13 protein-coding genes and 2 riboswitches are annotated in these 13829 nt (G+C 40.4%); of the genes, 2 read left to right on the top strand and 11 right to left on the bottom strand.

What is annotated here, in order from left to right:
• Window positions 1-10: 10 nt before the first annotated feature.
• Window positions 11-97, bottom strand: a riboswitch (cyclic di-GMP riboswitch).
• Between the two features lie 134 nt (window positions 98-231).
• Together B5771_RS14080 and B5771_RS14075 are read right to left on the bottom strand one after the other, a co-directional pair.
• The gene (locus tag B5771_RS14080) at window positions 232-1437 is read right to left on the bottom strand and encodes a multidrug efflux MFS transporter (protein ID WP_088188100.1); all 1206 of its coding nucleotides are present in this window, start codon (window positions 1435-1437) and stop codon (window positions 232-234) included.
• A gap of 92 nt (window positions 1438-1529) precedes the next feature.
• A complete protein-coding gene (locus B5771_RS14075; RefSeq protein ID WP_088188099.1) occupies window positions 1530-2423 on the bottom strand; it encodes a LysR family transcriptional regulator in 894 nt (297 codons plus the stop codon).
• 233 nt (window positions 2424-2656) lie between these two features.
• Here B5771_RS14075 and B5771_RS14070 point away from each other — a divergent pair, with 233 nt between their 5' ends.
• Both B5771_RS14070 and B5771_RS14065 read left to right on the top strand, forming a co-directional pair.
• Entirely contained in the window at window positions 2657-3673 is a 1017-nt protein-coding gene (locus B5771_RS14070; protein WP_088188098.1) for a putative sulfate exporter family transporter, read from the top strand.
• A 432-nt stretch (window positions 3674-4105) separates the two neighbouring features.
• A riboswitch (cyclic di-GMP riboswitch) is annotated at window positions 4106-4190 on the top strand.
• Between the two features lie 212 nt (window positions 4191-4402).
• Complete coding sequence (locus B5771_RS14065) at window positions 4403-4657, top strand: hypothetical protein (protein WP_088188097.1); 255 nt, start codon at window positions 4403-4405, stop codon at window positions 4655-4657.
• A gap of 59 nt (window positions 4658-4716) precedes the next feature.
• On the opposite strand, the gene B5771_RS14060 is transcribed toward B5771_RS14065, so the two are convergent.
• From B5771_RS14060 to B5771_RS14015, 9 genes are all read right to left on the bottom strand, one after another.
• Window positions 4717-5280: an Imm70 family immunity protein gene (locus B5771_RS14060; protein ID WP_088188096.1), complete on the bottom strand. Its 564-nt coding sequence runs from the start codon at window positions 5278-5280 to the stop codon at window positions 4717-4719.
• A gap of 203 nt (window positions 5281-5483) precedes the next feature.
• The gene (locus B5771_RS14055; protein WP_088188095.1) at window positions 5484-7874 is read right to left on the bottom strand and encodes a transglycosylase domain-containing protein; all 2391 of its coding nucleotides are present in this window, start codon (window positions 7872-7874) and stop codon (window positions 5484-5486) included.
• Between the two features lie 317 nt (window positions 7875-8191).
• Complete coding sequence (locus tag B5771_RS14050; RefSeq protein ID WP_088188094.1) at window positions 8192-8377, bottom strand: hypothetical protein; 186 nt, start codon at window positions 8375-8377, stop codon at window positions 8192-8194.
• A gap of 209 nt (window positions 8378-8586) precedes the next feature.
• Complete coding sequence (locus tag B5771_RS14045; protein ID WP_172408278.1) at window positions 8587-9273, bottom strand: metal-dependent hydrolase; 687 nt, start codon at window positions 9271-9273, stop codon at window positions 8587-8589.
• 263 nt (window positions 9274-9536) lie between these two features.
• Entirely contained in the window at window positions 9537-11180 is a 1644-nt protein-coding gene (gene groL, locus B5771_RS14035) for a chaperonin GroEL (RefSeq protein ID WP_088188092.1), read from the bottom strand.
• A gap of 31 nt (window positions 11181-11211) precedes the next feature.
• Entirely contained in the window at window positions 11212-11496 is a 285-nt protein-coding gene (gene groES, locus B5771_RS14030; RefSeq protein WP_047810912.1) for a co-chaperone GroES, read from the bottom strand.
• Window positions 11497-11764: 268 nt separating this feature from the next.
• Window positions 11765-12604 carry an NYN domain-containing protein gene (locus B5771_RS14025; protein WP_242966855.1) on the bottom strand — a complete coding sequence of 280 codons (840 nt, stop codon included), beginning with the start codon at window positions 12602-12604 and terminating at the stop codon, window positions 11765-11767.
• Between the two features lie 180 nt (window positions 12605-12784).
• Window positions 12785-13291, bottom strand: a complete 507-nt coding sequence (mog, locus tag B5771_RS14020) for a molybdopterin adenylyltransferase (RefSeq protein WP_088188091.1) — start codon at window positions 13289-13291, stop codon at window positions 12785-12787.
• Complete coding sequence (locus tag B5771_RS14015) at window positions 13291-13725, bottom strand: MOSC domain-containing protein (RefSeq protein ID WP_088188264.1); 435 nt, start codon at window positions 13723-13725, stop codon at window positions 13291-13293. The genes mog and B5771_RS14015 overlap by 1 nt, the downstream gene beginning before the upstream one ends.
• Window positions 13726-13829 lie beyond the last annotated feature (104 nt).

Below are 13829 nucleotides of genomic sequence, written 5' to 3'. Positions count from 1 at the left end.
CCTGGTTTACTTAAAACCAGGCCGGTTGCGCTACTCGTTCCACATGTATAAAGCGCCCAAATTATACAATACATGCTTCAAAACTTCCCAATTATGTATTTAATTATTAAAAAGGTAATAATTGTATTAAAATATTCTTCACGTGTAGTATAACATAGATATACTGTATAATTTGTCACAATTTGTATTTGATGTTAGAAAAAGTTTTTTATATTTTATAACGAAATACCGTTAGCCCGAGCAATTCGGAGATGCTTCATATTGCCCTTTACTCGTTCTGTAAACCCAAAATGCATTGATGAGAAGTAATATACTTGTGGAAAAGAACACATAATGAAAACCCCAGAAAGCTGCCATCTGCCCCCCTAATACAGGGCCAACTACGTTACCTAAATTTTGGGCCGCATTATTATACCCAAATATTCTGCCTGAAATTGTCTCCGGAATGTTACTTTTCAGAAGTGAATTAATTGATGGCAAAAAACCAGCGGTTGCCACTCCCATCATGAAACGTAAAATAATAAGCTGCCAGGCATTTCGGACATATGCTTGAGGAATTATAATTACAGCTGCCCCAAGGAGGCAGACAAATAACACTGAATATGGCCCTACCCTGTCCGATAGCTTGCCCAGGAGGGGAGCAATCAGCACATTAGCCAATCCCACAGCAGAAACGACTGCTCCAGAAATAATTGCTATATGATTAGCGTTATTCATTAGAAGCTTGACGTAAATGGTAACAATAGGTTCAATTGACATACTGGCTAATTGAAGCATAAACGAGGTTATAAACATGGCTATCAGTACTTTAGGCTTGTCAATAGTCTTCCAAAATTCTTGACCGGATAACCGAGCCGAATTGTTCGGTACAAAGTCTTCTTGAATAAACAGCAAAGCGATTAGAAAGGCCAAAAACAAAAATCCCCCGGTGACATAAAAAACATGACGCAAACCGATGAGTTCAGATAATGTACCACCGACAAGAGGACCGATCAAGGAACCTCCGACCGAGCCGGAAGTAAGAGTACCCAAGGCCCAACCAGCATGTTCTTTGGGGGTTTGAGAAGAAACAAGGGTTATCGCTGCCGGTACATAACCAGATATGGCACCCATTAAAAGGCGAAGGCCCACAAGTTCATAAACATTATGAACAAATCCGATTAAAATCATAATTACAGCCATCCCCAGACTTGCTCTCAACAACATCATCTTACGGCCATGTATATCGGCCAGTTTTCCCCAAAGCGGTGAAACAATAGCGGCGGAGAGAGCCGTTGCCCCAAAAGCAACACCGGACCACTGTTCAACGCTGGCAATATTATGAACGCCCAATTGTTGGATATAAACAGGAAGAAAAGGAATTACAAGGTTCATGCCAGCCATCGTGGCGAAGGAGCCGAACCAACAGATAATTAAGTTACGTTTCCACATCGTCATAAGTTTTTAGTTGTTCCTTTCAGATGTTTAAGTTATTATACCTAAATATTTTAGCGCCATTTGTATAAAGAAACAAATTATATAAGGTATACCTACAATTCAAATAATCTTAATTTTTCCAGAAATTCCTCAACTGCTTTAGAACTTGCCGGTTCTTGGCTATGCAAAATGCTTAATTTGCGAGAAAACTGGAGTTTTTCTTTTGTCTTAATCGGTACCGTCTTAATTACCTTAGCCGCTATTTCTTTGTGAACAACAAGACGAGATACAATCGTGATCCCAAGACCATTAATCACCGCTTCTTTAACTCCCTCATTGCTGCTGAAGACAAAAGAACGGTTTATTTTTACTCCTAAGGACTTTAAAAGATCATCGGTGAAAGAACGTGTTCCTGAACCAGATTCTCTTAAAATCCAAACCTGATCTTGAAGATCTTCAGGGGTAACTTTGCTAAGCTTGCTTAAAGGATGTCCGTTCGGAACAATTAAAAGCATGTCATCATGCATAAATGGTTCCTCTTCAATGCCGGGAAGGCTCACTTGACCTTCGACAATCCCAATGTCCAGTTGGTTTTGGTGGAGCAATTGAGCAATTTCCTCTGTATTAGCAATTGTTACTGATACCTCAACGTTTGGGTAATTTTCCGAAACTTCAGCCAAAAAACGGGGCAAGACATATTCACCGATTGTAAAACTTGCGCCAATTTTCAAAGCTCCTGTGACGACATGGCGAAGATCATCAATTTCACTTTTGGCCTGATCATAATGACTGAGAATCTCTCGGGCATGCCGGAATAAAGCTTCTCCGGCCGGAGTAAGACTTAAACGCCTTGAAGAGCGATGCAGAAGTTTGGCACCGAACTCATTTTCCAAGTTGCGGATGTGGAGACTGACGCTTGGCTGGGATAAAAACAGCTCTTCAGCAGCGCGAGAAAAACTGTTTTGCTCGATAACTGTCACAAATACTTTTAGAGATTCCGTAATCAAGACTCATAACCTCCTTAACAATAGGCCTAAAAGTAATGCCCTCGCTTAAAAATGCATGTACGTATTAAATAACCATATGCTTAACATTAGACATCTAGATTGTAAGTCTAAATTACAGCCTTTATATTTAAGTGCAGAAACCTGAAATTAAGGTCTTTAACAATGAACCTGTTCCGGAACAATAGGTTAAAAAGCTTTCAGGAAATTTTGCATGGCATGGAAGGGTTGAAAAAATGTCTCACAACATCGAAATTCCAGCGGTCACTTTACAAAAATCTAATTTATTCAAATTGTACGGGGGTATTTTATTTACCTTTGTTATTGCAGGGATCGGCACAATCGCCTCGGATTTGCCAGTCCTTGACAGAATAGGCGCTATGCTCACCTCAATCTTGATTGCAGTTTTATATCGCAACGTTTTCGGTTATCCGGAAGATATCCGCACCGGAATACAATTTTCTGCCCATAAGATCCTTCGTTTTGCAATTATTCTTTATGGTTTTAAGCTCAACATTGATATTGTTTTAAACCAAGGAGGCCTGCTGCTAATTCATGACACCTTAAGCATCATTGTTGCAATCAGTGTGACATTGCTTTTTGCCAAACTTTTTAAAGGCGAAAAGATGCTCTCCCTTCTTTTAGGCATCGGTACAGGTGTTTGTGGTGCTGCTGCTATTGCTGCCGTTTCTCCGATTGTTAACGCCGATGATGAGGATACAGCCCTCGGAGCAGGTATTATCGCCTTAGTAGGCACTCTGTTCGCGATTGGCTACACTTTGATTCGCCCCATACTCCCAATTACAGCAGTTCAATTTGGCATTTGGAGCGGAATTAGTTTGCACGAGATTGGTCATGTTGCTGCGGCTGCGGCAACGGCAGGACCAACAGCCTTAACGATTGGCTTATTAGCCAAGCTGGGTCGAGTTTTCTTACTCATTCCTCTAAGTCTTATTCTTTCCCTTTGGACACGTAAAAATGGTCAGGAGACTGCCAAAAAAGCGCCATTTCCCTGGTTTTTACTTGGATTTCTCATTACAAGTATTATCGGTACCTATTTTCCTATTCCTAAACATATTTTATCAGTAATTTCAAACGACATTGGTCCGTTTTTATTAGCTGCCGCCATGGTAGGCCTGGGCCTCAATGTTCATTTATCCAATTTACGCAGCCGGGCCTTGCGGCCGGTTTTGGCCATGCTTATTGCCTCAATTGTCCTTTCAGCCTTCTCATATTTTACACTTTGGTTTTAGGCGATTCCAAATCAATCCTTTTTAGCTTAACAAATTCTGAGAAGCTCAAAAATATAAATATTATATGTAATGTATTAGAAATTACTATTCACAATTCATCATTGTCTTTGCCCGTACTTCACCATTAGAAAGGGCGTAGAAACCATTTTGGTCTACGCCCCTTTCCAATACCACCCCACCGTTTATGCTTTTCCCATTAAGGTGATCATGACTCAAAATTACATCCAAATTTCGAACAAAATTGAGCTAGAATCTGCAAATAGGACTATAGGCCCATTGGTTTGGCTAAATGACCTATACTGTCTATAATTGATCACAATTACCATTAGGACTTAACCCGTATATTGTCTATACTTATTGTAAAAGTATCGTCATTATTTTCTTTCAAATGCTGTATTTCGAGATTATTCGAAATCTATTCAGCCCCTTATATTGTGACAAAAGCAAACTTAGTGAAAATTAAGGGCGCAAAGCTATGGGCCTTCCAGGTAATGCTGATGGTCGCCAAGCTTCCGAACCGTCGTCTAACAAAAAGGCAATTATTCTAAGGATAAAGCAGCTTTTTGTTTTAAATGGCAGAAATTGGGGTGAGGTCTTATGAAGAGTATAGAAACCTGGTATTCTAAGCCCATAGGTATCCAGAAGATAGTTTTAATACTATTTATAATAGGCATTTTGCTTTTAGGCCTACTTTCTACGCACACCATTCTCACAAGAGGGTCATCTAGTATGATATCTTCTGCCACTGCCAAAGAAACTATTAAACATACATATTCCTCAGCTTCTTGGTATCCCTTAATTAAAGATATCCAAGTCGACGGAGAAACTGTTACAATTCTGACATATATCTACCCAGATCCAGAAGGCAAACAACTAGCTGAAAACATTTCTCGGAAAATGTTATCCGAAAACAATTTTTTATCTAAAGTGGAGATTTATGGGTTAAACGTTAACAAAATTCTCCTGTTTTCAATGAACAAATAAGAACCACCCCCACTTGAAGAAGTGGGGGTCTTACGTTTGGATAAAAAAAGAAGGGTTTCTTAAGCAATCTCTTTATCAGTTTCAATTAATGAGTTTTCCAAGGTTTTTAACAAAAGATCAAATAAATCCCGGCCATCATTTACAAGAAAACAATTCACTAAATTGGAGTAATTACTGCATTCTCTTTTCCTCAGCGATCCTCTTTCACTTAAATCTTCAATATCTAAAATAATATCTGTTGTTTCTATGTACTTCAATCTTTCACGTATATCTTTAAGCTCACCTATCAGCTTCGGTACGTCAACCCAATCAAGCTTTCCATTATAGAAGTGGATTAGTAAATATGGAAATTCTGTTCCCCAACCTCTAGGTTCAAGATAGTAGCTAATGGTAGAGCAAAATGAATGGAACAAATCGCGATGTTTGGCCTGATAGGACAAAAAATCAATTTTAAAACCGATTGCCATACTAATCACCTCATTAATTTTACTTAAGCTCAAATATTTCCGATTTTCCATAGTCTTTACTATCTTCTTCTCATAAGCAACGAATCTCCTTAACATCCGAATTTGAGCAAGAGGATTAGGTTGATTATAGTTCCGAAGAGCAGTTACAATTGGCATGGTCTGCTTACTTCTTAAATAAGTATATAATACTCGGATATAAAACCTTTAAATAGTGCCTTATGGCACAAAAATTAATGCCAAAAGCACAAATTACTCACTCTAATCATGTTAATATCTCTTGGAGAATAAGAAAGACGCTTATCCAGCGTCATACCAAAAAACTTTTTAAGACATTAAGCGGTAAATTATCAACTCTTTGGTTAATATGAACCCCCAATACCCAATACTCTCTGCACATCACTTATTCTATCTAGATAGGAAGAACGTCTATCCTTATCCTTTATTTTTCCTATCTTATTTTGAGCATCTAAAAAAACAGCTTCCCTATTCTCTGCTGAACTTTGAGGTGTTAATGATTCCAGGGCTGCTAGAGCAGCGTCGGCATCTTGTTCAGCTTTTGTCTCCTGGTCCGTTGGTTGGGGAATTTGATTCTCTTTGGGAATTATTACTCGATTGGTTATATTTGAACCGTCTTTTGCAGACTGCGACACGTTCACGCCGATCTGCCCTCCTAAACCCTTCTCTAAACAAGTTTTAGAAAACATATCTTGAGTTCCTGTGTCAAAGTCGGTAGGATTACCCCGCCAATCAATAGTTTTAAAAACAATTCCCTGTGGTTGGAGAAAATCTGCTTTTGGGAGACCTTCATGTATCTTGGTCATATAGTTCAACCAAATGTGTCCAGGATAGGTAGAGCCGAACAAATTGTCAACTTCCTTGGGGATATCATACCCGCACCATACAACGGTTGTATAATATGATGAATAACCGCAGAACCATCCATCTTTACTGTTTTCCGTAGTACCAGTTTTCCCGGCAACTATTTGGCCATCAATTTTTAAATTGTGCCCAGTGCCATAGTTCGAACTGATAACTCCTTTAAGAATATCGGTCATCATATAGGCAGATTCCGGTGAATAAATCGTTTTCACTTCTCGGCTGTTTTTATAAATCGTTTGCCCCAGATTGTCAATCTTTGTGACACAACTGGGCTGAGCATACCTTCCGCCGTTCGCTAAAGTATAGAAGCCCCCGGCTTGCTCAACAGGTGATACTCCTTCTGTGAACCCTCCAATACTCGCGATGGGGTTGTTATCTTCAGGATGAAGCCCCGCATACCTCATCGCCTCTAAATAGGCCAACCCCGTTTGGGGTTTTATTTTTGCCAATACCTGGTAAGCGACAGTATTAAGAGACATTTCCGTTGCCAATCGAATACTTACAGGCCCATAGTATCGGTTTTCTTCGTTGCGCGGACCATTAGGAATATATTGATCAGTTATCCGAGACAGAGGATGATAACCTAATTCGAAGGCAGGAGCATAATCCAGTAACGGTTTAATTGATGAACCCGGTTGCCGATAACTCAGAAAGGCCCGATTATACACATCCTGATCGCCTCTCCCTCCTACAATTGCTGCTACATAACCCGTTTTATTATCAATTGAAACCGCTGCCCCTTGCATACTAAATTTATTATTTGCAGGATTGATATCCGTAAAATCCTGCAAGCCATTATCCAGAGATGATTGCAATAGGGATTGTTTGGCAGGATCAAGCGAGGTGTAAATTGTGTACCCACCGCTGCGGACTCGTTTATCATATCGGGAGTAAATTTCTTTATATTCAGACTCATAATTATTTCTTTCATCGTCTGTCTTAAATGCATAATTAAATTGGAAGCCATCTTGTTCCATCAACGCCCTCACTGTACAATCAATAGCGTAGCTTGTCATATAATTTTCAGGTGTTGCTACAGGTTTGTGAATTGTGAGAGTTAACTTACTATCCTTTGCTTTATCATACTCAGCTTGTGATATTTTTCCTTGCTCCAGCATGGCATTGAGGACTATATTTCTTCGTTGTGTCGCCTTTTTCGGATTAGTAACAGGGTTAAACAGCGAAGGATTATTAGACATTCCACAAAGAGTTGCTGCTTCTGCCAAAGTTAACTTAGAAGCGGGTTTTGAGAAAAAGTACTGAGCAGCACTTTCTATTCCATAGCACCCTTCACCATAGTAACAATTGTTAATATAAAACTCCATAATTTGCTCTTTCGTATATCGCTTTGTCAAGTCGAACGCTATGAATATTTCAGTTAACTTGCGCGAAACCGTTCTTTCCTGTGTAAGCAATACATTTTTGGCAACTTGCTGAGTGATCGTCGAACCGCCAACTGTTGCTTTACCTCTGTTCAACAAGTACAATATACCGGCCTTTATCGTTTCTTTATAATCTAAAGCTCCTTCTGTAAAGAAGTTCTTATCTTCAACCGCGATATACCCTTGAGGTATATAATTAGATACATCGGTTAGGTCTACATAGTTATAACCGCTTAAACCTAACTTGGCAATTGACTTATTGTCCTTATCCAATATCATAGTGCTGCCAGCTCTCTTAAAGGTTAGTTGGTCTATATTTCTTACTTTAATAATTGCTTGTTCCTTGGCTGAATCTATAGCAGGTTTATATACCACATATAGAACTCCAAGAACACTTGATAAGATGATGGTCAAAGTTAACAGAGCAAATAAGCAATACTTAATAATTCGACCAATTCGACTGCCTTTGGGGTTTTCAATTATAACCATGATTTATGACTTCCTTAACAGATGTATTTTTGAAATTCTGTTTCGTTTGTGTTTGGCAAGTTAACGATTCCAGGGGAATACCAACACAATTTAATCTTTATGCGGCGTTCTTCTTATGTATTACTATATACCAAATCCATGGAAATATTTGGTATAATTTGTAGGACAAACCATTACTTTTATCCAGTTTTTTGAATAAAATTGTCTACTGAGAACAATAAAACAGCAGCCTCTAAGACGCGCTCCCCTTGACGGGAACAGTTCTTTAAGGCTGCTGTTTTATATTTATGCTCATCGCAAAAACTATTATTTAATAGTTATCTTATCTTCTGAAGAAAACTTATAATTGACATACTCGTACCTATCAAAAAGGAAGTTATAGCAATCCACGTCCATATCTTTTTTAACTTTCCAGACTCATTTACAGTGACAAAATAACTGTCGATAGCCAAACGATCGGAGACAGTTTTATCCGGTTCCCCAATGCCCTCAATGTCTTCCATTAAATCACCCACCTTCGGTCTATATCATCTCATATTTTTTCTCGGAAACAAAGGCTTTTTTAAGTGAACTCGTTTCAGCTAAAGCTGAACATCGGGGCTTCAGATACAATAATGTCCAGTGGACATTATTGCCGAGCCGCCTTTCCCAATAGGAATACTTAGCGGCGAAGGATGACTCTACCACCTGAAGTTAACGAAGGACCCACAGATCACCCCTTTCTAACAACGAAAGCCATAAGCTTATTGGACATATTCAACATCCTGACAATCGCCAGGAAAAGCGCCAGATATCGGATCAGCAACTTGTCTAAAATCCCACCGGTTTTAATGGAGACTGGGAACTTGATTCTTTTCTTAACGATAGGATACAAGGGTGCTATTCCGCCGGAAAAGAAATCTGCTCCAATATGGACGATGTATCCGACCATAAACGGCTTAACTAAAGGTATTCCTACATAGTGCTTGTAAATGGTTAGCCCTTGCAATGTGTTAAATGCATACCAAGCGACAATGATTCCAATCAGGGAATGAGTTATGCCACGATGTTTTATAAAAGCCATGATCAATAGAATAATCCCAATTACCATCATGGCTAGATGAAAATCATAGCCGTTGAACTTAAGATTAATTTTATCGCTGATATAGATTGCGGCCGCACCCCCCAGCATTGCGGCAATTCGACTCTTTCCAAAGGGGCCTGCAATTTCTTTGGTCGCAATACTTCCCGGCTGATCAAGGTCCGGCGCGAGACTTCCTAACACCACTGCTCCAGCAGATACAGCAAAAGTTAGTAAACCATTATCGAGCCCTGGCCATCTTAGCATAGGCGCTGTGAATGTTGCAGCTGCCAAACCAATGGCGACATGCGTTTTGCCCATCATAACCTGTCTAATCATCGCCTTTCTCATTATAGAATTTTTGTCCAAAAAGATATTTTTTCAGTCTCCAGAGGCGGATGTAAGTCTTCCTGAAATCATAGAGCGACTTGGTCACAAAGATGGCGAAACAACAAGAGTTGTCTATATGCACACGACAAAGGCCATGAAACACGAAAAAAGAGGCTTCTCAAAAGTTCAGAAAACTCATGAAAAGCCTCTAATTTTCTCAATGAGGACTCAAGCCTTTAAATCGGCTTGTAACAAGGGTTTCAGGCGTTGACTTACATCATGCCGCCCATTCCGCCCATGCCACCCATGCCGCCCATACCAGCCATAGCAGCAGCACCATTGTCTTTAGACGGCAGGTCAGAGACCAGGCACTCAGTGGTGAGCAGCATTGCAGCGATGGAACCGGCGTTTTGCAGAGCTGAACGTGTAACCTTAGCAGGATCCACGATACCGGCTGCGATCATATCTTCATAAACTTCGGTTACAGCGTTGAAACCGGTTCCTCTATTGGAGGAGCGAACTTTCTCAACAACAACCGAACCTTCTTGACCGGCATTGTTAGCGATTTGACGCAGAGGCTCTTCCAAAGCACGGCGAATAATCATAACTCCTGTTGCTTCATCGCCTGTCAGTTCGAGTTTATCTAAAGCGCTGATAGCATCAATCAAGGTTGTACCGCCTCCGGCAACAATACCTTCTTCAACGGCAGCACGCGTAGCAGCTAAAGCATCTTCGATTCGAAGTTTCTTTTCTTTCATTTCAGTTTCAGTAGCTGCACCGACTTGAATTACAGCAACGCCGCCGGATAATTTTGCTAAGCGTTCTTGGAGTTTTTCGCGGTCAAAGTCTGAAGTGGTCTCATCAATTTGTCTCTTGATTGCTTCAACACGTTTCTTAATATCCTCGACGTCACCGGCACCTTCCACGATAGTGGAGTTTTCTTTAGTAACGCGAACTTGACGTGTACGTCCAAGCATCTCGACAGTAGTATTTTCCAGTTTCAGGCCAAGATCTTCAGTAATAACTGTTCCGCCAGTAAGTACGGCGATATCTTCCAGCATAGCTTTGCGGCGGTCACCGAAGCCAGGGGCTTTAACACCAACACAAACGAAAGTGCCTTTTAATTTATTAACAATGAGGGTTGCCAAAGCTTCTCCGTCAATATCTTCTGCAATGATCAACAGTTGGCGGCCTGCTTGTACGACTTTTTCAAGTACAGGCAGAACATCTTGAATTGAGCTGATTTTCTTATCGGTAATCAGGATGTAAGGATCGTTGAGCACCGCTTCCATTTTTTCGGTATCAGTAACCATATAAGCCGAAATGTAGCCGCGGTCAAATTGCATACCCTCAACAACTTCTAACTCAGTCGTCATGCCCTTAGCTTCTTCAACGGTGATAACTCCGTCCTTGCCTACTTTTTCCATAGCTTCAGCAATTAAGCTGCCAATTGTTTTATCACTGGCAGAAATTGAGGCAACTTGGGCAATAGCTTCGCTTGTTTCTACAAGTTTAGCATTGGCTTTAATGTCTGCAACAACAAGCTCAATTGCTTGCTCAATACCACGCTTAATTCCCATAGGATTGGCGCCGGCTGCGACATTCTTTAAACCTTCTCTAATGATGGCTTGGGCTAAAACGGTTGCGGTCGTTGTTCCGTCACCGGCAACGTCGTTAGTTTTTGTAGCGACTTCTTTAACAAGTTGAGCACCCATATTTTCAAACGGATCCTCGAGTTCAATGTCACGGGCGATAGTAACTCCATCATTAGTGATTAAGGGAGATCCGAATTTTTTATCTAATACAACATTACGGCCTTTAGGTCCGAGAGTAACACGAACAGCTTCTGCGAGAGCATTTACACCACGCTCTAAAGCATGTCGAGCATCTTGATTAAAAACTATTTGCTTTGCCACGTTATTCACTCCTTAAGTAAATGTTAATTAATTAACCGAGAACAGCCAGGATATCTGCTTCTTTTAAAATTAGGTAGTCTTCACCATCATACTTAACTTCAGTACCTGCATACTTAGAATAAATGACTCTATCACCTGGTTTAACATCAAGTGCAATGCGAGTCCCTTTTTCCATTTTGCCAGGTCCTACAGCCACAACTTCGCCTTCTTGCGGTTTCTCTTTAGCCGTATCTGGCATAATGATTCCGCTCTTTGTTTTTTCTTCCATCGGGAGCGCTTTAATGACTACCCGATCTGCGAGAGGTTTAATGTTCATGAAGAAAAGACCCTCCTTAATGTTATTTGTTATTTTATAATTTGTTAGCACTCGGCTTTATTGAGTGCTAACAATATCACTATAATAATATGCAAGGGGACAGCGGAAAGCAACCCCCCCAATTAGCCAAATATACTCTTGTACCTAAAATATATCACATTTTCTCCATTTTACTATATAGGCCGTTTGATTATACAGCTTAGAACTTGCTCGAAGGCCTTTAAATCACTAGAAACTATAGTTTCCATATTATTACCATTTTATTCATCTACTCCTCCGAAATTAGTTTTAATTGGCGTTGGCTTACTTCATCAAGCATTGGCCCAAGGGCTTCCCTAACTTTCTTGTGTTTTTGGTTAAGAAGGTAAATCTTAGTTTTACCTATTTTCAAATTACTGTCCAGATGCTCCTTCTCAGAAAGCATATTTTCCTTCAACAAATACCGAATCAACTCTTTGACTTGAGGAATAGAGCGCCCTAAAAGTTCAGCTAAGGCTGCTCTTGCCTTTGTTGAAGCCACATAAGGTAATCGGATTTGCAGCGAGCCAATAATTTGAACCCCCCGCTCTAAATCCGTTTGCGGTTGATACTCTGCTTCCGGGTTCTCATGAAACACCCATTCTAAAAGGTCGTCCTCTTCGCAATATGGCTGCAAAGAATGATGGATACTGCCGCCTACCCCAATAACTTGTACATCTTTACCCCAAGCTCTGATTTTGCGTAAAAGGGAAAGGAAATCTCCATCACCTGTAATTAATAAAAACAAATCGAAGGTCGCTGTTCGTGTGAGCAAAATTTCTTGGGCTTCCAGCATCAGTTCCAAATCAGCAGCATTACGACGCAAGCCGGTACTGGCATAATTATTCTTACTAAATACATGTCTTGTAAAGACATTTGTCTTCTCAAAGGTTGTTTGCGTACGCCAAAATTCTTCACGATCAAAATTAGCGTACAAATAAATAGCTTGTAAATCCAAGGTGTTTTTTTGAGCGTAAGTTTGTAAATATTGAACTAACTGTTCCGGTGTCAATTCATAACCTCGTTCAAGCAAACTTGTCCAGATATTTTCGTAATCAACAAACGCAATGGCTTTTGTCATTGTTATCATCACCTTTCAAGCCACCTCTGTAATATCATACGCTAACCCCTGGACAAGAGTGACAAGCAAAGAGATAAAGATAAAGAGCTTTCACAAAAGTGTGCAAGCCCTTAACTATAAGTCATTATTTATCCAATCGTAAGACTCCCACTTCTTCAAGTGGGAGCGGGTCCCCCGTACTCTAGTTCACTAAGTTATCTTTTTATCGGGAGTGGCACATTCGCTTGCTTCTCCCTTGAGAATTTGAATACCGTGCGGCAAAGCAGAAGAAATCGCTGTAAAACATTCGCGAACAGCTTTAGGACTTCCAGGCATATTAATAATAAGAGTTCTCTTTCTGATTACAGAGACAGCCCTGCTTAACATCGCTTTTGGAGTCGCTTTTAAACTTTCATGGCGCATCACTTCCGCTATGCCCGGTACTAACCGATCAGCGACCGCCATTGTTGCTTCAGGCGTGACATCTCGCAGGGAAAACCCAGTTCCGCCGGTCGTCAATATCAAATCCAAGTTCATTTCATCAGCCCACAAACGCAGGGTTTTTTCAAGGAGCAATTGATCATCAGGAAGCACTGCATATTCAATAACTTCCCAGCCCATTTCTCGAACCAGCTCTTTTAGGACTGGACCTGAATGATCTTCTCGTTCTCCGCGTGATCCTTTATCACTTGCTGTAATTATCCCAACCCTTACCACTATTCTATCACCTCAATTGTATCTCCTACACGAACCGCTCCACCTTCCAGTAAACGAATAAAAATCCCTTCCTTGGGCATGACACAATCTCCCGCTTGATAGTAGATTGCGCATTTAGAGTGACATTCTTTGCCGATTTGGGTTACTTCTCCAACACTTGTTGCACCTATTTTTAACTTTGTGCCGATGGGAAGCGAATATAATTCCAACCCTTCCGTCGTTAAGTTCTCGGCAAAATCTCCTGGGCCAACGTCCAGCCCTTTGTCCTGCATGGTCTTGATACTTTCCATACCTAACAAACTGACCATTCGGTGCCAATTTCCGCCATGAGCATCGCCTTCTAGTCCAAAACCGACCTTTAAAATTCCCTTACCAATATTTTTTTTACGCATTCCTTTTCGCTCACTAACGCAGACTGCAACAATTTTACCCACCTTCATCACCATTCTTTCCCCGAGTTTACCTTTACTTGCTCTTAATAAATAGAAACTGAACCATATGACATTTATTGTTTAGCTTATTATCCAGTTTTCAAGAT

Origin of the sequence: Desulfosporosinus sp. FKA (assembly GCF_002196785.1) — a bacterium.
Classification (GTDB): Bacteria; Bacillota; Desulfitobacteriia; order Desulfitobacteriales; family Desulfitobacteriaceae; genus Desulfosporosinus; species Desulfosporosinus acididurans.
This window is presented reverse-complemented; position numbering and strand designations above follow the sequence as displayed.

Coding starts and splice junctions, on each gene's coding strand:
- B5771_RS14080 (WP_088188100.1), bottom strand. CDS start 1,437: ATGACGATGTGGAAACGTAACTTAATTATCTGTTGGTTCGGCTCCTTC.
- B5771_RS14070 (WP_088188098.1), top strand. CDS start 2,657: ATGTCTCACAACATCGAAATTCCAGCGGTCACTTTACAAAAATCTAAT.
- B5771_RS14065 (WP_088188097.1), top strand. CDS start 4,403: ATGATATCTTCTGCCACTGCCAAAGAAACTATTAAACATACATATTCC.
- B5771_RS14060 (WP_088188096.1), bottom strand. CDS start 5,280: ATGCCAATTGTAACTGCTCTTCGGAACTATAATCAACCTAATCCTCTT.
- B5771_RS14055 (WP_088188095.1), bottom strand. CDS start 7,874: ATGGTTATAATTGAAAACCCCAAAGGCAGTCGAATTGGTCGAATTATT.
- B5771_RS14050 (WP_088188094.1), bottom strand. CDS start 8,377: ATGGAAGACATTGAGGGCATTGGGGAACCGGATAAAACTGTCTCCGAT.
- B5771_RS14045 (WP_172408278.1), bottom strand. CDS start 9,273: ATGATTAGACAGGTTATGATGGGCAAAACGCATGTCGCCATTGGTTTG.
- groES (WP_047810912.1), bottom strand. CDS start 11,496: ATGAACATTAAACCTCTCGCAGATCGGGTAGTCATTAAAGCGCTCCCG.
- B5771_RS14025 (WP_242966855.1), bottom strand. CDS start 12,604: ATGATAACAATGACAAAAGCCATTGCGTTTGTTGATTACGAAAATATC.